This window comes from Pseudomonas sp. Irchel 3A18, from assembly GCF_900187465.1.
In the GTDB taxonomy this organism is placed as follows: Bacteria; Pseudomonadota; Gammaproteobacteria; order Pseudomonadales; family Pseudomonadaceae; genus Aquipseudomonas; species Aquipseudomonas cichorii.
Window position 1 is genome coordinate 48,419 of sequence record NZ_FYDI01000019.1, and the last position, 20,829, is coordinate 69,247.

General features: G+C 57.7%; 17 protein-coding genes and 2 pseudogenes. 4 read left to right on the plus strand and 15 right to left on the minus strand.

What is annotated here, in order from left to right; genetic code table 11:
- Positions 1–8 precede the first annotated feature (8 nt).
- Positions 9–476 (minus strand): hypothetical protein, encoded by a 468-nt coding sequence (locus CKW23_RS23910; RefSeq protein WP_025259417.1) that lies wholly within the window; start codon positions 474–476, stop codon positions 9–11.
- A 364-nt stretch (positions 477–840) separates the two neighbouring features.
- Here CKW23_RS23910 and CKW23_RS23915 point away from each other — a divergent pair, with 364 nt between their 5' ends.
- Complete coding sequence (locus CKW23_RS23915) at positions 841–1,077, plus strand: DUF2789 domain-containing protein (protein WP_025259416.1); 237 nt, start codon at positions 841–843, stop codon at positions 1,075–1,077.
- Between the two features lie 10 nt (positions 1,078–1,087).
- Here the strand turns inward: CKW23_RS23915 and CKW23_RS23920 are convergent, their stop codons facing one another.
- The 14 genes from CKW23_RS23920 to iolC all read right to left on the minus strand — a co-directional run bounded on the left by CKW23_RS23920 (position 1,088) and on the right by iolC (position 17,947).
- Positions 1,088–2,569 carry a DUF2235 domain-containing protein gene (locus tag CKW23_RS23920; RefSeq protein WP_025259415.1) on the minus strand — a complete coding sequence of 494 codons (1,482 nt, stop codon included), beginning with the start codon at positions 2,567–2,569 and terminating at the stop codon, positions 1,088–1,090.
- Between the two features lie 329 nt (positions 2,570–2,898).
- The gene (locus tag CKW23_RS23925) at positions 2,899–3,303 is read right to left on the minus strand and encodes a TraR/DksA C4-type zinc finger protein (protein WP_025259414.1); all 405 of its coding nucleotides are present in this window, start codon (positions 3,301–3,303) and stop codon (positions 2,899–2,901) included.
- Between the two features lie 293 nt (positions 3,304–3,596).
- Positions 3,597–4,622, minus strand: a complete 1,026-nt coding sequence (locus CKW23_RS23930) for an ABC transporter permease (RefSeq protein ID WP_025259413.1) — start codon at positions 4,620–4,622, stop codon at positions 3,597–3,599.
- Positions 4,623–4,667: 45 nt separating this feature from the next.
- Entirely contained in the window at positions 4,668–6,251 is a 1,584-nt protein-coding gene (locus CKW23_RS23935) for a sugar ABC transporter ATP-binding protein (RefSeq protein WP_025259412.1), read from the minus strand.
- A 61-nt stretch (positions 6,252–6,312) separates the two neighbouring features.
- Positions 6,313–7,254, minus strand: a complete 942-nt coding sequence (locus CKW23_RS23940) for a sugar ABC transporter substrate-binding protein (RefSeq protein ID WP_025259411.1) — start codon at positions 7,252–7,254, stop codon at positions 6,313–6,315.
- A 62-nt stretch (positions 7,255–7,316) separates the two neighbouring features.
- Entirely contained in the window at positions 7,317–7,487 is a 171-nt protein-coding gene (locus tag CKW23_RS26535) for a hypothetical protein (protein ID WP_155951531.1), read from the minus strand.
- A gap of 245 nt (positions 7,488–7,732) precedes the next feature.
- Positions 7,733–8,749: a Gfo/Idh/MocA family protein gene (locus CKW23_RS23945; protein ID WP_025259410.1), complete on the minus strand. Its 1,017-nt coding sequence runs from the start codon at positions 8,747–8,749 to the stop codon at positions 7,733–7,735.
- A gap of 38 nt (positions 8,750–8,787) precedes the next feature.
- Entirely contained in the window at positions 8,788–9,798 is a 1,011-nt protein-coding gene (locus CKW23_RS23950) for a Gfo/Idh/MocA family protein (protein ID WP_025259409.1), read from the minus strand.
- A 42-nt stretch (positions 9,799–9,840) separates the two neighbouring features.
- Complete coding sequence (gene iolD, locus CKW23_RS23955) at positions 9,841–11,778, minus strand: 3D-(3,5/4)-trihydroxycyclohexane-1,2-dione acylhydrolase (decyclizing) (protein ID WP_025259408.1); 1,938 nt, start codon at positions 11,776–11,778, stop codon at positions 9,841–9,843.
- A gap of 71 nt (positions 11,779–11,849) precedes the next feature.
- Positions 11,850–12,677, minus strand: a complete 828-nt coding sequence (locus CKW23_RS23960; RefSeq protein ID WP_025259407.1) for a TIM barrel protein — start codon at positions 12,675–12,677, stop codon at positions 11,850–11,852.
- A 33-nt stretch (positions 12,678–12,710) separates the two neighbouring features.
- A complete protein-coding gene (locus CKW23_RS23965) occupies positions 12,711–14,213 on the minus strand; it encodes a CoA-acylating methylmalonate-semialdehyde dehydrogenase (protein ID WP_095068465.1) in 1,503 nt (500 codons plus the stop codon).
- A gap of 26 nt (positions 14,214–14,239) precedes the next feature.
- A complete protein-coding gene (iolB, locus tag CKW23_RS23970; RefSeq protein ID WP_095068467.1) occupies positions 14,240–15,049 on the minus strand; it encodes a 5-deoxy-glucuronate isomerase in 810 nt (269 codons plus the stop codon).
- Between the two features lie 14 nt (positions 15,050–15,063).
- A complete protein-coding gene (gene iolE / locus CKW23_RS23975) occupies positions 15,064–15,963 on the minus strand; it encodes a myo-inosose-2 dehydratase (RefSeq protein ID WP_095068469.1) in 900 nt (299 codons plus the stop codon).
- A 46-nt stretch (positions 15,964–16,009) separates the two neighbouring features.
- Positions 16,010–17,947: a 5-dehydro-2-deoxygluconokinase gene (iolC, locus tag CKW23_RS23980; protein WP_095068470.1), complete on the minus strand. Its 1,938-nt coding sequence runs from the start codon at positions 17,945–17,947 to the stop codon at positions 16,010–16,012.
- A 294-nt stretch (positions 17,948–18,241) separates the two neighbouring features.
- On the opposite strand from iolC, the gene CKW23_RS23985 reads away from it, so the two are divergent.
- The 3 genes and pseudogenes from CKW23_RS23985 to CKW23_RS27335 form a co-directional block, all read left to right on the plus strand.
- Positions 18,242–19,150, plus strand: coding sequence for a MurR/RpiR family transcriptional regulator (locus tag CKW23_RS23985; RefSeq protein ID WP_025259402.1), 909 nt, complete (start codon positions 18,242–18,244; stop codon positions 19,148–19,150).
- A gap of 300 nt (positions 19,151–19,450) precedes the next feature.
- Positions 19,451–20,224, plus strand: a pseudogene (locus tag CKW23_RS27330) (PAS domain-containing protein); the annotation flags it as partial.
- A 108-nt stretch (positions 20,225–20,332) separates the two neighbouring features.
- Positions 20,333–20,770, plus strand: a pseudogene (locus CKW23_RS27335) (methyl-accepting chemotaxis protein); the annotation flags it as partial.
- Positions 20,771–20,829 lie beyond the last annotated feature (59 nt).

A 20,829-nucleotide genomic window follows, 5' to 3' on the forward strand; every position in this document is an offset into this window, starting at 1 on the left:
GGCTTGAATCACTCGCTGGCCTTGAAGGTCAGCTCACCCTTGCGCCATTTGGCAGCCTTGCCGATGGCCGCTTTCAGAGGCTTGCTCAAACCGCCCTGCAATTGTTCATTGGCCGCAAAGACCATGAACACGCCATGACCTTCCCTGAAAACGATGCCGTGGCCTTCAGGAATATCGACATAGGCGTAATCGCCCAACCCGTAGACGGTGAACTTGATATCGCGGAACTTCAATTCAAACTTTCCGCCTTCACGGCTGGGCAGGACCGAAGCGCGAAAATGATCCCCCACCTTGAGTTCAAGGCGCGGCTTGTCATCGACTACCAGTGCTGTTTCGGTATCGATTTCAGACATGTAGATGCCGTCGGGCGACTGCTCGGTGACATAGACAAAACGTGACTGGAACTGCTTGACCAACTGCGCACGTAGATCACCGAGCACAAACAGAGAATGGGTATCCAGGTTACTTACAGCCAATGTACAAATCCTCGAACATGAAAATAAAGCTGCCTGACAAAGCCAGGACAGTCAAAAAATAAGCATCCATACAAGCCGCTGGAGCGGCTGAAATACCTGCTGACACGCACTGAAACTGCGAGCGATGATTCCATGGTCGCCACCCTGCCGGGCAGGCTGGAGGCGGATTCTACCGACAGACAACGCCAGCGGCATATATACCTTTTGTACAGAGAGATATCAGAGACAGGGAAAGCGGCAAGGTTCGACACGCGAGACAGACATTAGCACCTGTCGCCGGATCAATAAAAGGTTCGTCGAACTCTTGTCCGTCGTCGGCACTCCTATAAAGGACAAAGGCCAACCCTGTAGCCAAGGAGATGACATGGAACTGCCAACCCACTCTCTGCCCAACCTGTTCGCCCAACTGGGCCTGGACTCGGATGAGGATAGCATCCAGAACTTCATTGCCAACCATTCACTGCCTGATGATGTGAAACTGATCGACGCCGAGTTCTGGACACCCCAACAGGCCCGGTTCCTGAAGGAAGAACTTCGCGAAGATGCCGACTGGGCTCCTGTGGTCGACGAACTCAATGTGTTGCTGCACAAGAGCCCATGACACCTGCACGTCAATGCCGGTATCCAGCCTGATTCGTATTGGGATACCGGACACGCCCTCCCGGCTCTGGCGCATGCACGAATACGGCATCACTGAAGCTGCCGACCCGGCCTATGATCGCATTCCAGTGCGCCGAGTGATGAATGTAGCGCCAGCGCAGCAGGCGCTCTTCCTGCTCGTCCAGGGTATAGGCACCGCCGCGGGCATAGCTGATCAACTTGCGGCAGATGCTTTCCAGCTCTGGAACGAGCCGCAGCTCAGCAGTGTCGGGAACCGGCCCGAACGGCACGCCTTCATCACAAGCCAGTGCATGCATGACCCGCAGATAGACCCGCGACAGATGCCCGAACACCTGACGACGTAAACAGGCAGCAGCCACCACGGTCTTGAGCCCGAAAGCGGCAGTATGCGCACGACCATAGGTTTCGCAACATTCCACCTGCAACGAGGCCTGGCGGTCCAGAGGGTCGATCCACTGTCCGGCATCCAGCGCCTGCAAGTCTTGCTGCGCCTGCAACCAGGCCGCGCTCGACTCACAGGAGGTGTACTGGCAGAGCACGCTCATGCGGGGCCGGGTCAACAGCAGTTTTTCTTCCATCTGTGGATGATAACCACCGCCAATATCGGCATGGGCTCCCGGCAGTACGATCTCCCGGCTCCAGTCAGGGGCGATGCTGTTGAGCGCAAAGTTGCGTCGTGACTCATCACGCGCCACCAGATGCAGTACCTGCTGGGCACAGCCCGGTGGCAAATACAGATTGACCCGGTTGCTGGCAGAGTCGCGGACAGTGTAGAAATCCCGGAAGCTGCCAATCGCGGCCACTGTATCGAACAGGCCGATAACCTTGAGCCTCACGCTGCCACTCTCCCAGCCGAAATCCGCACTCAAGGGGACCTTGCGACTTGCCAATACCGGCTCAAGCGCACCCTGAGCCTGCTTCAGGACCTCGTTGATGAAATGCCGGGCAGAGGCCGCGCCGCGACTGAAACCGAAGATATCCAGCTCAAGGGCTTCAATGACACAACCGGGATTATCGAGCGTAAACGCCTTGAGACGGGAACCAAGCTTTTTGATTGCATGCTCGGCCTTGGCGGTAACGCCTGTCGTACCACGGCCAAAACTTTGCCCCGGCCAAAGAGAATCACCGGCTCCGGAAGTTGTTCCCGTGCCACTGATATAAACGGGCCAATAAGCTTTCAATCCCTGCCCATCGTTCCTGGCCACATATTGATGACGATAAAGTGCAACCAGGCGGGCAATATTACTCAGGTCGTTGCTATAACTGCTATTGGGGTCGGTGTGCCTGCCCGAACATTCGACAATGTGTTTATGGGCATTGACCTCCATCATGGCCCGACAGTCAGCCCCTATCTGGCTATTGACGCGATTATTGCCTGTACCATCGAAGAAAAGGCCTGCACGCACCGTAACACGGAGTACTGCCGTGTCAGAAACTGCGCCCCCCTTATTAACCGTCCCTGTATTTTTCATCTTCTATCCATCCGTAGAAAACAGCCATTTCGCATGACCGCTATTTAACAAATTTAAATACACTTGATTAAATAGCTTGCTCAGCAACACAAAACAGTCAAGCAACGGATAGATTTACAGAGCACTCCTACAAACTGGATCAACACCACTCTAAATAAACAATAAATAAATACTACAACCAACCAGAAAAACAAAACCCACAAAATAAACACAAAAGTTTTAATCCACTGATCAACGCTCTTGCGTGACCTCCATAAATGACAGGCGCAAGAAAACCGGGAGGCTAAAATAGCCTCCCGGTCAGGTGACACCTCACTCCAGCCTGTGGATCAGGCCTGGCGCTGGTGCTTGTCGATCTGCTCGTGGCGCTCTTGCGCCTCGATGCAATATTTGGTCGTCGGGCTGATCAGCAGGCGCTTGAGGCCAATAGGCTCGCCGCTGTCGTCGCACCAGCCAAAGGTGTCATCGGCAATGCGCGACAAGGCCATTTCCAGCTGGGGCAGCATACGCTGATCACGGTCGATGACATTGACCAGCCAATGACGCTCTTCTTCTACCGAAGCAGCATCGGCAGGGTCGGCCGGGGTGTCCAGGCTCTCGATAGCAATGCGGCTTTGCTCGATACGCTCGTGGATTTCAACCTTCATGGCCTGCAACAGCTCGACGAAGAAAGCATGCTGTTCAGCATTCATGTAGTCATCGGCCGGCATGGCCAGCAACTTTTCCTTTGTCATTGATTTCTCTATAAAAAAACGTGCATTGAGGAGCGGCTCAACGTTGCCGTAAAAGCGCCATGATCTCCAAGCGCCACCAGGCACTCAATTTACGAGGGGCGGCAGTCTAAGGCCGGCTTGGCCCGTCGGCAATACAATTGAAGGGATTTTGTACCCCGACTGCATCGACGCCCCTGAAAATCAGGCCTTGATACCTGTGTGAAGAGCCTCTGACTCTGCTTAGAGAGATCAGTTCCGGTAAAGGAAAAAGCACAAAAGGGCCTGTTGAAGGCCCTTTTGTGCTCCATCCGCTATCAACGCTTGGCTTTGCGCTTGTTGCGATACTGATCGATTACCACCGCAACCACAATGATCAGCCCCTTGATGATGTCCTGAACATAAGCATCCACACCAACAAAGGTGAAGCCGCTGGCCATGACGCCCAGGATCAGCGCGCCGATCACGGTGCCGGTAATGCGCCCGACGCCACCGGCCAAGCTGGTGCCGCCGATCACGGCGGCGGCAATGGCATCCAGCTCATAGGACATGCCCATGCCCGCCTGCCCTGTCGCCGCACGCGCCGAAGCCACGACCCCGGCCAGCCCCGCCAGCAGACCCGCAATGCTGTAGACAATGACCAGGTGACGTTTGACGTTGATACCCGAAGTACGGGCAGCCTGCATGTTGCCGCCAATGGCGTAGGTGTACTTGCCGTACTTGGTGTAGCGCAAGGCTATGTGAAAGATCACCGCGACAACCAGAAAGATGATGACCGGCATCGCCCCCTGACCAATCGCCGTGTAGGAATCGGAAAGCATGCTCACCGGCTGGCCTTCGGTATAGAAACGCGCCAGTCCGCGAGCCGACACCATCATGCCCAGCGTTGCAATGAAAGGTGGAATCCCGGTGATTGCGATGATACTGCCGTTGATTGCCCCGGCCAGCAGCCCGACTCCAAGCCCCACGACCACCGGTATCCAGACCGGCAAGTCGGTGAGCGACGGAAAGACCGCCCGGGAAAAATCCGACGTCTGCGCCAGACTGGCGGCAATCATCGCCGACAGGGCCAGCACCGAGCCCGACGACAGATCGATACCGGTGGTAATGATGACCTGAGTGACACCGATAGCCAGCAGGCCGATGATCGAGACTTGCAGGATCATCAACACCAGTCGCTGGGAGTTGAGCAGGAAGCTCTGGTCGCGCACGATCCAGCCCAACAGTTCAAAGACCAGTCCGATACCGATCAGCACCAGAAAAATACTCAGTTCGGTAGGCAGCCGCCGTTTGCTCTTGTTCGGCGCCAGGGCCGGTTTGTTCTGCAAAATTGCGTTGCTCATTTCCATTTCCCTCTTGTTCTTCTGCCGCCCGTCCGGACGGGCAACTCAGTGAACCAAATGGCCGGAAGCCAGGTGCATGACCTTTTCCTGGGTGGCCTCACTGCGATCGAGGATGCCCATCATTTCGCCTTCGTGCATGACCATGACCCGATCACTCATGCCCAGCACTTCGGGCAACTCGGAGGAAATCATGATCACGGCCATACCCTCACCGGCCAGCAAGGAAATCAGGCGATAGATTTCTGCCTTGGCCCCCACATCGATGCCACGGGTCGGCTCATCGAGAATCAGGATTCTGGGGTTGGTCATCAGCCAGCGGGCCAGCAATGCCTTCTGCTGGTTGCCGCCAGAAAGCGTATCGATGCACTGCTCAAGGGACGGCGTCTTGACACGCAACTTCTTGCACATGTCTTCGCACAGCGCCCGCAGGGCTTTCTGCTGGACAAAACCATTGCCGGCATAGTTGGCCAGAACGGCCATTTCCATGTTCTCCATGACCGACAGGCAGGGGAACAGCCCCGTCAGCTTGCGATCCTCAGTCAGTAGCGCGAAGCCCTTTTCGATGGCCTGATGCGGATCGGCAATATGCACCGGCACGCCATCGAGTTGTATTTCGCCGCCCTGACTGGGCGTGATACCGAACAGGGTTTCGGCCACATTAGTCCTGCCGGACCCCATCAGCCCTGCAATGCCAAGAATCTCGCCGGCATGCAGGTCGAAGGACACGCCCTGGAATACCCCGTCCAGACTCAGGTCACGCACCGACAGCAGCAGGTCGCCAATGGGTTTTTCCCGCTCGGGAAAGAGCTGGGTCAGTTCGCGCCCGACCATCATCGAGATCAGGCTGTCGCCGTCCATGCTTTCCGCACGCTGCAGACCGATGTAGGCGCCGTCGCGAAACACCGCCACTTCATCGGCAATCTCGAACACTTCACTCATCTTGTGGGTGATATAGATGATGCCTTTGCCCTGGGCACGCAGGTCGCCAATGATGGAAAACAGGTGGGCGACTTCCGTTTCGGTAATGGCCGATGTCGGCTCGTCCATGATGAGAACGTCGGAGTCATAGGACACTGCCTTGGCAATCTCCACCATCTGACGCTCGGCAATGCTCAGGTTGCCTACCAGCTCCTGCGGATCGAGCCTTATGCGCAAGCGCTCCAGCAGTTCGGACGTGCAGCGGTACATTTCCCGATGATCGACCATGTGCAGGCTGTTGAGTTGTTCGCGGCCGATCCAGATGTTCTCTGCAATACTCATGAACGGCATCAGGTTCAACTCCTGATGGATCATGGCAATACCCGCCTGCAAGGCAGACAGAGGCGTATCGAAGCGCACAGGATTGCCCCGCAGGCGTATCTCGCCGGTATCGGGTTGATAGATCCCGGCGATGATTTTCATCAGGGTCGACTTGCCTGCGCCATTCTCGCCCATCAGGGCCAGTACAGTGCCGGGCCGGACCCGCAGCTGTACATCATTGAGGGCGATGACGCCCGGAAAGCCCTTGCTGATATTGCTGATTTCCAGCAGATAGGGAGATGAAGCGTCAGTGGCAGCAGGGTCATCGACACGAGCAGCGGACGGCGTCTCGTGCTGGGCATGGTGGGTGGCGGTAGCGGAACCGAACATGATCGAAACTCCTCAGGCAGCAAGCTGTGGGAGGGCTGGCTTGCGCCCTCCCCTGGCCTCTTCACTGTTTCTTTTTAGTGAATTCGTCGACGTTTTCAGGCGTGATCAGGCGATACGGAATCAGGATGGCCTGCGGCTCGACCTTTTCCTTTTTGGCCAGTTTCACAGCGGCATCGATTGCGCCTGTGGCCTGACCGTGAGCATCCTGAAAGACCGATACCGCCAAGTCACCACGCTTCACGGCATTGAGACCGTCAGGCGTGCCGTCCACTCCGGCAACCAGCACGCTGCCGGGCTTGGTGCCAGCCTGCTTAAGTGCCATGGAAGCGCCAATTGCCATCTCGTCGTTGTTGGCCAGCACCGCATTGAAGGCTCTGCCCTGGGTGATCCAGTCGTTGGTCAGGTCCATGCCTTTCTGGCGTAACCAGATACCGGTCTGTTCCTGGTCAATCTTGATGTCGGGATATTTGCCCAGCACTTCTTTGATGCCTTTAGTGCGGTTCTGCGTCGAGTTATTGGCCAGATCCCCCAGCAGGATCATGACGCTGCCCTTGCCACCCAGTTTTTCGGCGATGTATTGCATCTGCATGCGACCAGCCTCCATATCATCGGAGGTGACGGTGGCAACACCTTCGGGCAGCTTGGGATCGTCGGGACGACGATTGACGTACACCAGCGGGATCTTGGCTGCCGTGGCGAATTTGGTGATACGGGCGGTCGCTGCGGTATCCACGGGATTGACGATCAGTGCGTCGACTTTCTTGCCGATGAGCTCCTGTACCTGATCGATCTGCTTGTTCACATCCGCACGGGCATCGACGAACTGCAGGTCGACACCATCGGGCAGGGTCTTGGCATGATCTTTCATGTCTTCGCGCAGATAGGTCAGCCAGGTGTCATCGAACTGCGACATGGCCACGCCGATCCTGATGTCGGCCAGTGCAGTGCCGCTGCCCAGAAACAGGGCCAGAGCCAGGGAGGTGAAACGAATCTTGGTCTTCATGAAGGTCTGTCTCCAAATTCTTGTTGTTGTTCAGACTTGGTAACGACGTAGCGAAGAGCGGTTTATTTCGGCAGACGAACACCCGTAGCACCGGGTATGCAGAACAGTTGCGCGTCCTTGTGCTGCACGCACATGCCGCGTGCGACGAGCGTAAGGAATCGCTCCATGACAGAGATCCAGAATGACGAGGGGGCGGAACGCATGGCCTGTTGGCCGCGGGTAGGGGTTTTCATCGACGGTACCTATCTTTGTCTTGTTTTTGTTTGCTTGTTCCCTGCGACCTTCAGATAAGTCTGACAGCGCAGGTGATTCGATAGTCGGCAACCTGAAAACGACTTTATTGGAAAATATTTTCCAATTCAACTCATTTTAGAATTTTATTCTTTTTTATTTCACCCTCCCGGAATGTCGATAGCAGCAAGCCCCGGCTCTCTCCAGAGAACCGGGGCTTGCGTGTAACCCTGAAAAAACGCGCTGTTTACAAGACGATCACTCGCCCCTCCTGCGCACTCAGCCGTGCAGCGTCCAGCACCACGGCAGTCGCGACTGCGTCGTTTGCATCCACAGGATTCTGCCCGCCAGCGTCGATGGAATCCTGCAATTGTTTATAGAACTCCAGCCAGCGTCCCTGCTCCGAGGGAACCCGCTCCCGGTGGTCTCCGTGCTCGAACCAGCCCCAGCGCCTGTGCTCTTCGACACCCCAGCGATCGCCTTCAGACCTGGGCGTCAGCCCCGCCAGAGCGGCCTCTTCCTGACCGTCCAGGCCTTCGACGCTGTAGCATCCCTGGCTTCCACTGACCCTGAAGCGTGGCCTCGGCGTGTTTTGCAGACAACTACCGGACAAATGCGAGACGACGCCATTGGCATGGGTCAGGGAAATGAAAAAGGCATGGTCCGGCGCATCGGGCGCGCCGGACTGCAATTCGGCATACACCCGGCTGACAGGGCCGAACAGCACCAGAGCCTGATCCACCAGATGGCTGCCAAGATCACGCAACAGACCACCACCGCTGGTCTTGCCCACCGACCTGGGGGAATAGCGTTCGATACTGGACTCAAAACGACTGATGGAGCCAAGCACGTCATTGTCGATCAGTTTGCGCAAGGTCAGGAAGTCCGAATCCCAACGCCGGTTCTGATAAACACTCAGTTGCACGCCCCGCCGCTTCGCCGCATCTACAAACTCACGGGCCTGGGCTGCGTCATCGGAAAAGGGTTTGTCGCTGACGACATTCACGCCCAACTCGATGGCTTCCAGTATCAGGGCGCGGCGGGAAGCCAGCGGTGTGGAGATCACCACAGCATCAACACCGGCGGCGACCAGATCGGCCAGAGAGTCGAAGGTCGCGACATCGGGATGATCGTTGGCCACTTCCTGCCGCCGCTCGGGTGAGCGGGTCACGACCCCCACAAATGTTGCATCGGGCAAACTTGAAAGCAGCGTTGCATGAAAGTAACGGCCGCCCTTTCCGTAGCCCACCAATCCTATTCGCATGAAGTCCTCCTGTTGTTGCTATCGCTGACAACTCTTTTTCAGCCGTAGAACCCGGGACGACTGGCCAGGCTGACCGGCACGATCGCACCACTGCGCTGTGCCTCGACGCAGGCATCGGCGGTTACCGCAGCCGCGTAGCCATCCCATGCTGAAGGACCACCGACTTTACCGGCATTCACACCATCGATGAAAGCCTGCAATTCGACATCATAGGCCGCGATAAAACGGTCCTTCCAATCCATCAGGATTGCATTCGACAGCTTGGCCTCGCTGCGCAACTGGACTTGCGACGGCTCGGGCAGCCTGGCGATACCGGTCTCGCCTACCACTTCGCACTGGATGTCATAACCGTACTGGCAATTGACGAAGACCTCGACATCGATGCGGGTTCCCTTGGCGGTTTCCAGCAGTACGATCTGCGGATCCTTGAGGTGCGCCAGCGCCCTGGAGGACTTGCGCGGGAAGACCACTTGCACCGAAATATAGTCATCGTCGAGCAGCCAGCGCAGCACATCTATCTCGTGGATCAGGGTGTCGGTGATTGCCATGTCGGTCTTGTAGTTCTCGCCCACGGTCGGGTTGCGGTGAGCGCAGTGCAGCATCAATGGCTCGCCGATCCTGCCACTGTCGATCACCGCTTTCAGGGCTCGGTAGCCTTCGTCATAAGGGCGCATGAAGCCCACTTGCACCAGGCGCTTGCCGAACGCGATTTCAGCATCGACGATACGACGGCAACCTTCTGCGGTCACTGCCAGGGGCTTTTCGCAGAACACTGGCTTGCCTGCGGCAATCGCCGCCAACACGAACTCTTCATGGGTCGGCCCCCATGAGGTCACCAGAATGGCCTCGACATCGGGCGCAGCAATCAACGCATGACCGTCGGCATAGACCTCGGCTGTGATATCCAGTTCACGAACCACATTTGCCGCCTGTTCGAGATTGATATCGGTGACAGCCACCACCTGGCTACCCAGCAGGGTCTTGCTGCAACGCCGGATGTGATCACGGCCGATTGCGCCAGTACCGATTACGCCTAATTTCAAAGCCATTGCAGTGCTCCTGTTGAATGTGTTCCGAATGAATAACCGCAATCAATATTGACGGGCCTTGGCCAGTTCCTTGTTGAGCTTTTCGTACGCCTGAGCCGTGGTGCCGGTGGTGGATACCTCGGCGACACCCACCCGCCACCAGGACAGGTAGTTGTGGATCATGGTCTTGGGCAGGACCTTGATATCAATGAGCGTCGAAACGGTCTGCCGTTGCGCATCTGCCAGGGCCTCGCGCAGTTGCTCAAGGGTGCTGACCTTGTAGGTCTTGCAGCCATAGGCCGCTGCGCTCATGGCAAAGTCCACCGGCACAAAGCCACCGTCGAGCAGACCGGTTTCCGGGTTACGGAAACGGAACTCGGTGCCGAAGCTGTTCATGCCGTTGCCCATCTGCAGGTTGTTGATGCAACCGAAGGTCATGTTGTCCAGCAGCACGATATTGATCTTGCGCCGCTCCTGAACCGAGGTTGCCAGTTCCGAGTGCAGCATCATGTAGGAGCCGTCTCCCACCAGCGCGAAGACTTCCCGCTGCGGCGCGGCCAGTTTGACGCCCAATGCAGCATTGACCTCGTAGCCCATGCAGGAATAGCCGTACTCGACGTGATAGGTATCGACGCCGGTACTGCGCCAGGCCCGCTGCAAGTCGCCCGGCAGGCTGCCTGCGGCTGCAACGATGATCGCGTCTTCGGGCAGGCTCTGATTGAGCACGCCCAGCACAGCGCTCTGGGTCAGGCAGGAGCCGGTCAGCTCGATGAATTCGCGCAGCACGGCCGGGTCCATGTGGTCATTGATTTCAGGAGTGAAATCCTGGGTCTGGTATTGGGCGGCATAAATGCGGTCGACTTCAGCATCCAGTTCGGCCCTGGCACGTTTGGGGGCGTCGCCCCAGGCGGCGCGGTAGTCGCTGGCCTGCAAACCCTGATGCAGGGCCTGCAAGGCTTCCCTGGCATCCGCCAGCACCTGCACACCGTCCAGTTTCTGCACGTCGAAGGCACCGACATTGAGGTTGAGAAACTGCACATCCGGATTCTGGAACAGCCATTTCGAGGCGGTGGTGAAGTCGCTGTAGCGCGTGCCGACGCCAATGATCAGATCTGCTTCTTTGGCCAGTTGGTTGGCCGCCAGCGTGCCCGTCTCACCAATGCCCCCCATGTTCAGGGGATGGGCCGAGACAATGGCGCTCTTGCCGGCCTGGGTTTCCACGAAAGGAATCTCGAAGCGTTCCGCAAAATCCTGCAAGGCCTGGGCGGCACCGGAATAACGCACCCCGCCACCACAAATCAGCAGCGGCTTGCGCTTGCCCTTGAGCAACGCCAGCGCGTCATCGAGCATGGCACGGCTTGGCGGGCGACGGTCGATGCGATGCACACGCTTTTGCAGGAAGCTGTCGGGGTAATCGTAGGCTTCGGCCTGGACATCCTGAGGCAGGGCCAAGGTCACGGCACCGGTTTCAGCCGGATCGGTCAGTACCCGCATGGCGCTGAGCGCAGCACTCATCAGTTGCTCAGGGCGATTGATGCGGTCCCAGTATTTGCTGACGGCCTTGAAGGCATCGTTGGTGCTGATGCTCAAGTCGTGGAATTGTTCGATCTGTTGCAGCACCGGGTCAGGCTGGCGACTGGCATAGACATCGCCCGGCAGTAACAGCAAGGGAATACGGTTGGCCGAAGCGGTTGCGGCGGCGGTCAGCATATTGGCAGCGCCCGGACCGACCGAAGAAGTGCAGGCGTAAATCTTGCGCCGTAGATGCTGTTTGGCAAAACCGATGGCGGCATGGCACATGCCCTGCTCGTTACGGCCTTGATGAACAACCAGATCGCCGCTGTCCTGCTCCAGCGCCTGTCCGATCCCCAGCACGTTGCCATGGCCAAAGATCGTGAAAACCCCGGCGACGAACTTGCTCTGTACGCCATCGACTTCGACGTACTGGTTATCCAGAAACTTCACCAGGGCCTGGGCCATGGTCAATCGGGTTGTACTCATGCTCGCACCTTTGTTCTTGTGGTTGTCTCTTCGCGAATGAATTCGCTCCTACAGATTGTGTGGGAGCGGACTTATCCGCGAAGGCAGCATTGGGACAGATGACTCATGCTCTGTTCGATGGCCTCGGGAATGTTGTCCAGCGCATGCACGCTTTCGGCAAACGGCTCGAAGGACAGATGCCCGTTGTAGCCACTGGCCAATAACCGTTCGATCTGACTGGCATTACCCAGAATGTCCGCTTCGCCCACCAGTACCCGATGCCCGTCGCGAATACTGTTGAGGGGCGCCTGGGTATCTTCGACACCGGAGATGTGTACCAGCCCGGTGAGCTCGGGAAACAGCTCAACCTCACCCGCCAGGTGGTGATGGAAGGTGTCATGCACCAGCCGATACACATCCAGACCGCCAACGCCTCTGATCGCATCCACCGCCTGACGCTTGAAGCGCAACGCGCACTCTTCAAAACCCAGTGGCTCGACGAAACCGAGAATCCCGTGTTCGCGCAGAATCGGAGCCAGCTCGGTCAAGGCCGTGCGCAGGCCTGTGGCACGCTGCGCGGCATTACGCGCATCGGCACGTTCGTTGAGCGGGCACATCACCAGCGCTTCGGCACCGCAATCTCGGGCATATTGCGCCAGCTTCGTAGCCTGGGCCCGACGCTCGTCATTCCACACATCGAACGGGTACAAGGCATTGATCGACAGCACACGAACCCCCTTGGCAGCACATAGCGCGCGGACGGTCTGTGGCGACGTACCGTCCTCGATCTCGATACCTTTGAGGTCGTTGCGAATTTCGATGGCGTCGGCCCCCAGTTTCACTGCCAGATCGACGAAATCCGGCAGGGACAGGCGTGGGGCGACCATACGATTGAGGGCAAAGCGCAGGGGCTGGCTCATTGTTATTGTTCTCCACAATCCATTGTCTGAAGGTTACTTGGCGGTTGGCATGCTGAACTCAGGACCTTTGGCGATGCTGTCCGGCCAGCGTTGCATGACACTCTTGTAGCGGCTGTAGAAACGCAGGCCTTCTTCGCCGTAGGCATGATGATCGCCGAACAGCGAACGCTTCCAGCCACCGAAGGAATGCCAGGCCATGGGCACCGGAATCGGCACGTTGATGCCCACCATTCCGACCTTGATCGAGCGGGCAAAGGCGCGGGCCACGCCGCCATCGCTGGTAAAACACGACACGCCGTTGCCGAACTCATGGGCATTGATCAGCGCTACAGCGCTGGCGAAATCCGGCACATGGACGATGCCCAGCACCGGGCCGAAGATTTCCTCCTTGTAGATCTGCATCTCGGGCGTGACGTTATCGAACAGCGTCGCCCCGACGAAGAAGCCTTGCTCGGCGCCCGGCACCTTGAAGTTGCGACCATCGACCACCAGCTTCGCGCCCTCTTTGACGCCTTGGTCGATATAACCCTCGACCTTGGCCTTGTGCACGGCAGTGACCAGCGGCCCCATGTCTGAATCGGCCTGCATGCCATCACCCACCTTGAGCTGGTCGATGCGTGGCAGCAGTTTTTCGATCAGTTGCTGACCCACATCGCCCACCACCACCGCAATGGAAATCGCCATGCAGCGTTCGCCCGCCGAACCATAGGCTGCGCCGATCAAGGCATCGGCGGCCTGATCCAGGTCGGCATCGGGCATCACGATCATATGGTTCTTGGCACCACCCAATGCCTGCACACGCTTGCCGTGGGCAGTGCCTTGCTGGTGGATGTATTCGGCAATCGGGGTCGAGCCGACAAAGGAAATCGCTTCGATGCCCGGATGTTGCAGCAGACCGTCCACGGCCACCTTGTCGCCCTGCACGACGCTGAACACGCCGTCCGGCAAACCGGCTTCCTTCAGCAGATGCGCCATCAGCAGGCTCGCCGAAGGGTCACGTTCCGAAGGCTTGAGGATGAAGCAGTTACCCGTGACCAGCGCCAGAGGAATCATCCACAGTGGCACCATCACCGGAAAGTTGAACGGCGTGACACCGGCACAGACGCCCAGTGGCTGACGCAGGTTCCAGTTGTCGATACCGCCGCCGATGTTGTCGCTGAAATCGCTTTTCAGCAGGCTCGGCGCACCGCAGGCGAACTCGACGATTTCAATGCCGCGAACGACTTCGCCACGGGCATCGGACAGCACCTTGCCGTGCTCGCGACAAATGATCTGCGCCAGCTCTTCGTGATGTCTGTCCAGCAGCTCCTTGAACTTGAACATGACCCGCGCACGACGCAGGGACGACTGATCCGCCCAGGCTGGAAAAGCTGCCTGGGCCGAGGCGACCGCTTCGTCGATGGTCTTGAGGCTGGCCAGGGCAACCCGAGACTGAGCCTTGCCGCTGACCGGATTGAACACATCGCTGTAACGCTCGCCATCACCGTTATTCAACTGGCCGTTGATGTAATGGCCGATAACCGGGGACTCGCTCATCTGAATGACTCCAAATCGAAAGTGGTTTAAAGATCCAGCAACCAGCTGTGCTGCGGGTCGTTATTGAACTGCCAGGCACGCTTGGGGCCTGCCATCACGTTCAGGTAATAAGACTCGTAGCCGTAAGGCACACTGACCGGGTGATAGCCTTTGGGTACGGTCACCAGATCGTTGTTTTCCACGGCCATGGCCTGATCGATGCTGCGATCGTCGGTGTACACCCGCTGGAAGACGAAACCCTGTGGCGGGTTGACCTGGTGGTAATAGGTTTCTTCGAGATAGCTCTCGTGGGGCAGGTTATCCATGTCGTGCTTGTGAGGCGGATAGCTGGAGGAATGCCCGGATGGCGTACGCACTTCCACCACCAGCAGCGAATGGGCCTGCTCCGTATCCGGCAGAATGTCGCAGACATAACGGGTATTGGCGTTTTTGCCGCGCACGCTGCGCTTCATGCTGTCCGGCGTGATAAGGCGCGCCGGGGCACGCTTGGAACTGTCGCCGGGCGCCTTGCAGACCGCCAGTTGCGCAGGTCCCAGTGCCGTGAAATGTGCCTGGCTGTGGGGCGGCAGGTACACGGCAAACGGCGACTTCTCTTCAAAGACCGAGTGCCGGTCGCCGATGTTTTCCCAACTGAACGCGCCCTGCCCCAATGCTTCGCCGCTCACACTGGCATGGCCGGTGAGCAGCACCACGCACAATTCGTTGTCTTCGGCATTGAGGGACAAACGCTCACCGGTTTCCAGGCGATACGCGGCGAAGCCTACATATTCCAGCGCGCCGTCCTGCAACTCGACGATGTCGCGCCCCTGTGCCTTGCTTTTAGTCAACAGATTCATTGTTCAGTCCTCCGTTATCGAGCATCCACCAACAGTTGGCGCAGCGTGTCATAGCCTTTTTTGGCGTAGACATAGCTGGGCGCGACGGCAGGGTCCTGTTCGGCTTCGACGACCAGCCAGCCCTGATAACCAGCCTGCAGCAGCACCTTTAGCAGCGCCGAGAAATCGATATCGCCATCGCCGGGCACGGTAAAGGTGCCGTTGACGATGCAGTCCGGGAAACTCCATAGATTGTTGCGCGCCAGTTGCACGACCGGCTTGCGCACATCCTTGAAATGCACATGACAGACGCGGTCAATATGCTTGCCCAGCACCTGCAAGGGTTCGCCACCGCCCATGTAACAATGGCCCGAATCGAACAACAGGCCCACTTCGGGACCGGTCAGCGCCATCAGGCGATCAATGTCCTGAGGCGACTCGACGTAGGCGCCCATGTGGTGGTGATAGGCAAGGCGCACGCCCCGGGAAAGGGTGAAACGCGCCAGCTCGGTGAGCTTGTCGGCATATTCACGCCAGGCGACATCGGTGTGGAAACGGGGCCGTTCGACCAGAGGAATGCGTTGCCCCTGAATGGAGTCCGCCACCTCGCCATACACCAGCACCGAAGCACCGTTCTGCGCCAACAGTTCTACATGGGAGGCAATGGCTTCGATTTCCTCGGCCACCGAACGCCGTGCCAGTCGGCTGGAATACCAGCCCGACACCAGCGCCAGCCCATAAGGACGCAGCACATCACCGACACCTTTGGCGTCCTTGGGAAACTTGCCGTTGAGTTCAAAACCTTCGTAGCCGATTTCCTTGCCCTCGCTCAGGGCAGTGCTCAACGGCGTTTCGCCGCCCAGCGCCGGCAGGTCGTCGTTGCTCCAGGAAATCGGATTGATGCCGATGCGGATGTTGGATGCGGAAACAGGCATGGCTGCACCTTTTCTTGTTGTTATCACTGCGTCAATGAGGATGGGGTCAGGCGCGGGCTTCGCGCCAGGACTCGATCAACCAGATAAACGTACTCTGCACCTGACTGATCAGGGTAGCGTCGTCGATTTCCCCGGCCATCCAGGCGCGACTCGGCTCCCTGAAAATCGTCCGGCCAACGGCAAAACCCTTGCAGGAGGTGCTGTGACGCGCCTGGGCAAAGCCGACGGCCAGTTCTTCCACCGGGGCATTGAGGCCCAGCAGCACCACGCCACGGCAATACGGGTCGCGCTCCTGAATCAAGGCATCCAGTTGCTGCCAGACCTCGGTGCTCTGCGCTTCGATCTTCCACCACGCAGGATAGATGCCCAGGTTGTACAAACGCTTGAGGGCACGGTACATGACGTCGGGATGAGTCGACGGGTGGTCCTTGGGCGGGATGATTTCCAGCAGCAACTCATGGCCACTGACTTGCGAGGCCTCGTACAAGCCTCTGATCTGTGCTTCCTGCTCAAGACGCAGAAGCGGCTCGTCGTCAGGGTGGTACTGCACCAGACACTTGATGATCTGTTCCTGAGGCCAGCTCAACAGATTGCTGCCAATGGAGCGGCCATGCTCGAACGCCAACGGCCTTGAGCCCTGCACTTCCACTGGTCGGGCGACCCACCAGTCGCGACCGGTGGCAGCATTGAGTGAGTCCTGACCGAATCGCTGATCGGCAAGCAGACCGACATCAGCCTCGATACCGCGCTTGCGCAGGTCAGCTTCGACACGCTCGACAGCCGTTATAAAGAGCTGCTTGAGATGACTGATGCTGCCCGGGTCACGCCCGGCCTGCTGGGCCAGTTCGACTAACTGTCCGCGATGATCGAAGGCAAAGATGAACAACTGCTTCCACTGTTTGCGAGGCACGCTGACCTGATGCAGACGTTGCAGGACAACATCGCGATCCGGCCGGGTGATCGGCACCGGGCTGTTGAACAGGTAATCCAGTTCCGCCGGGGTCGGCATGGCGGGTGCGCAGGCATGGCGCGACACCACCAGACCGCCGCAGGCATTGGCCAACTGGCAGCAGCGCTCGTCACTGGCATCCTTGAGCCAGCCGCTGAGGAAGCCAGACATGAAAGCGTCACCGGCTCCCAGCACATTGAGCACTTCGACCCGCACGCCCGGATAAATGGCACCGTCTTCGAGGCGGGCCGGAATCGCACCGTGAATCACGGTGCAGCCCTGAGGTCCGAGCTTGACCACAAGAGTCGCAGCCGTCAGCCCACGCACCACCCGCAAGGCAGCGAGCAAGTCCTCGGTCCCGCCCGCGATCAGAAACTCTTCTTCGGTGCCGACGATCAGGTCAAAACGCGGCAGGATGCGCTGCACATGCTGGCTGACGTGCTGATCGGCAACAAACCGGGTTTCGCCATCGGCCTTGCTGGCCAGGCCCCACAGGACTGGCCGGTAATCGATATCCAGAACACGTCTGACGTTATGCTTTTCGGCGTAATCCAGTGCCTGACTGCTAGCCTTGAAAACTTGCTCGGTGGAGAAATGCGTGCCGGTAATCAGCAGGGCCTTGCTTGAAGCGATCTGGGCCTCGTCGATGTCTTCGGCGCGCAAGGCCATATCGGCGCAGTTTTCGCGGTAGAACACCAACGGAAATGTTTCACGATCTTTCAACCCAAGCAGCACCATAGCCGTCAGACGCTCGGGATCACGCTTGATTGCGCTGACATCACAGCCTTCACGCGCCAGTGATTCAACCAGGAAACGCCCCATGTGATCGTCGCCAACACGGCTGAGCATGGCCGATTTGAGGCCCAGTCGAGCCGTACCGAAGGCAATGTTTGCCGACGAACCGCCCAGGTATTTGGCAAAGCTTGAGACATCTTCCAGCCGCGCTCCAACCTGCTGCGCGTAGAGGTCGACGCCAAGGCGTCCGAGGCAGATCAGATCCAACTGACGCCCACTGACAAAGCGAGTCTGGCCCATGGTGGCTCCTGTTATTTTTATCAGCCTGCATGTCACGCAATGGATGCGCAAAATGCTTTTGGTAGAACAGAGCCTAAAACGTCCCGCCGGATCAATCAATAATTATTCTATAATTTTTTCAAGTAGAATATTTTTTCCAATGACGATGCGCGGAGTGCTGTCACACTTGGCTGACAGGTGAGATATAGTTCATGGCTATGTACGAAAGCGGCCAGATCAATGCGCGATCAACGACACTCGGCCATTTTCGTACAGCGTGTGGCGCCCTAAAGAACAAGCAAAAAGGATTGAGATATGAACAGCACCGAGCAGCCGTCCCTGCCGGACACAGGCCTCGATACGCCACCGACCAGTGCCGAGGGCCTGCTGCGGCTGATCACCAATGAATATGACGGCCTGCCACGTCAGCTCAAACGTATCGCCAGCTACATGAGTCAGCAGAGCGACCGGATCATGGTCGATCGCATCAGCGATATTGCCCGGGAATGCGAAGTTCACCCTTCCGCCATCGTGCGCTTTTCCCAGCGCTTCGGCTTCAGCGGTTTCAGTGAAATGCAGGCGCTGTTCCGCGAGGCCTATACCCACAAGACCACGCCGGTACAGAACTACCAGCAACGCATCCGCAACATGATCGCCAACAAGTCCCAGAAAGCCCGCGGCGGCGATCTGGCTCGCGAATGCGTGAATGCCACCTTGTCGGGCCTGGAGCGACTGGGCGCGGACCTGGACGACGACGAATTCGAGAAAGCAGTGGACCTGGTGGTCAACGCCGACAATATCTACGTGGTAGGCGTACGCCGCTCCTTCGCCGTGGCCGATTATCTGGTCTATAACCTGCAACACACCAACAAGCGCATCCACCTGATTTCCGGCCTTGGAGGCAGTTATCGGGAACAGATGCGCAGCGTGCGGGCCAATGACCTGGTCATTGCCATCAGCTTCACGCCCTACGGCAAGGAAACCCAGCATTGCCTGCGCATCGCCCAGCACAATCAGGCCAAGACGCTGATCATCACCGACAGCAACCTTTCGCCATTGGCCAAACGAGCCAATTCGGTGCTGCTGGTCAATGAAGGCAGTTCGTTCGCCTTCCGCTCCTTGAGCGCCACACTGTGCCTGTGCCAGGCACTGTTCATTGCCGTGGCCTATCGCCTGGAATTGAAGGTGGATGAAATTCATGAACAGGCAGGGTTCGAGGACTGAGGCACTCTTTCATGGCGCAGCCTTTAGAGGGAGGCTGCCGGTTATTTGATTGGCGTCAAAAAACCATGAACACATTCATTTGAATAAAACGTTCAAGTGATCCAATACAAAACAATGTTCGTATTAGCTACAAAGTTGAACATCATTATCATCTGGATGTTTTTTTCATAATCCGTTGTACAAACACCCGAAGTGCCACCTATAGTGCCATCATCGCAGAAGGATACGCACGAGTGCCCTACGCACCGCAGGCCGAAGGACGGGAACCCTCATTACAACTTCCTCCTGAGCCACGCCGCCATGCTATTTAATTCAAACAAAAAAGAATTAATTGCCCTCCAGCAGACCATTGACCAACAAGCCTGGCTATTAAAAGCACTTGATCGTTCGATGGCCATCATCGAGTTCGATCTCAATGGTGTTGTGCTGACAGTCAATGACAACTTCCTGAACACCATGCATTACCGTCGCGAAGACGTGCTGGGCAAGGAGCACCGCAAATTCTGCCCGCCCGAATACGCCCGCAGTTCGGAATACAGCCAGCTGTGGAGTCGCCTGAGAGCCGGAGAGTTTGTCTCCTCGACTTTCCGTCGTGTAGCCGGCAATGGCGAGACGGTATGGCTTGAAGCCAGTTATAACCCGATCAAGGATGAGTCGGGCAAGACCGTGAAAATCGTCAAGTACGCGCTGGACATCACCGCCAAGGTCCAGGCCGACAGCGAAGCGAAAAACAAGCTGCTGGTCCTCGACCGTGCCATGGCTGTGATCGAGTTCGACCTGGAAGGTCGGATCCTGTGTGCCAACAGCAACCTGACGAACCTGATGGGTTACAGCGAAAAAGACTTGATCGGCAAGAGCCACAAGCTGTTGTGCCCACCGGAAATCACCAGCAGCAGCGAATATGCCGACTTCTGGAAACGCCTGAACAAGGGCGAGTTCTTCAGCGGCCAGTTCAAACGTGTCAACCGCCATGGGCAGACTCTGTGGCTGGAAGCCAGTTACAACCCCGTATACGACACGGACGGGAAGCTGTGGAAAATCATCAAATTCGCCTCAGACATCACTGCACGAGTCGAAAAACATGAGCGCGATACCGACAGTGCTGCGCAGGCCTATCACATCTCGGTACAAACCCGGAAAGTCACCGAACAAGGCACCCAGGTGATTCAGCAGGCCGCGAACGAAATGCGCCAGATCTCGGTGAATATCGAGGATTCGTCACGCATCGTTACCCAACTGGGCGAACGTTCGGAGCAGATCACCACCATCGTCAACACCATTCGCAGTATTGCGGAGCAGACCAACCTGCTGGCGCTGAACGCGGCCATCGAAGCGGCACGGGCCGGTGATCAAGGTCGCGGTTTTGCGGTGGTGGCCGATGAAGTTCGCCAACTGGCCGGACGCACCAGCCGCTCCACGGCCGAAATATCGGAGATGATCGGCGTAATCCAGAACGAAACCCGCCAGGCCATCGACAGCATGGAGAACACCCGCAGCAACGCGGTCAAGGGTGTCGACCTGGCGGATCAGGCCGGCTCGGTGATCGTCCAGATCAGCGAAGGCACCAGCCATGCGGTCGATGCGGTGAAAATGTTTGCGCGCCAGGATGTGGGGCACTGACAGATAGCCGTCACTTCAAGAGGCATTGGCCGCGACAGCACATTCAGGTACTGAAGATG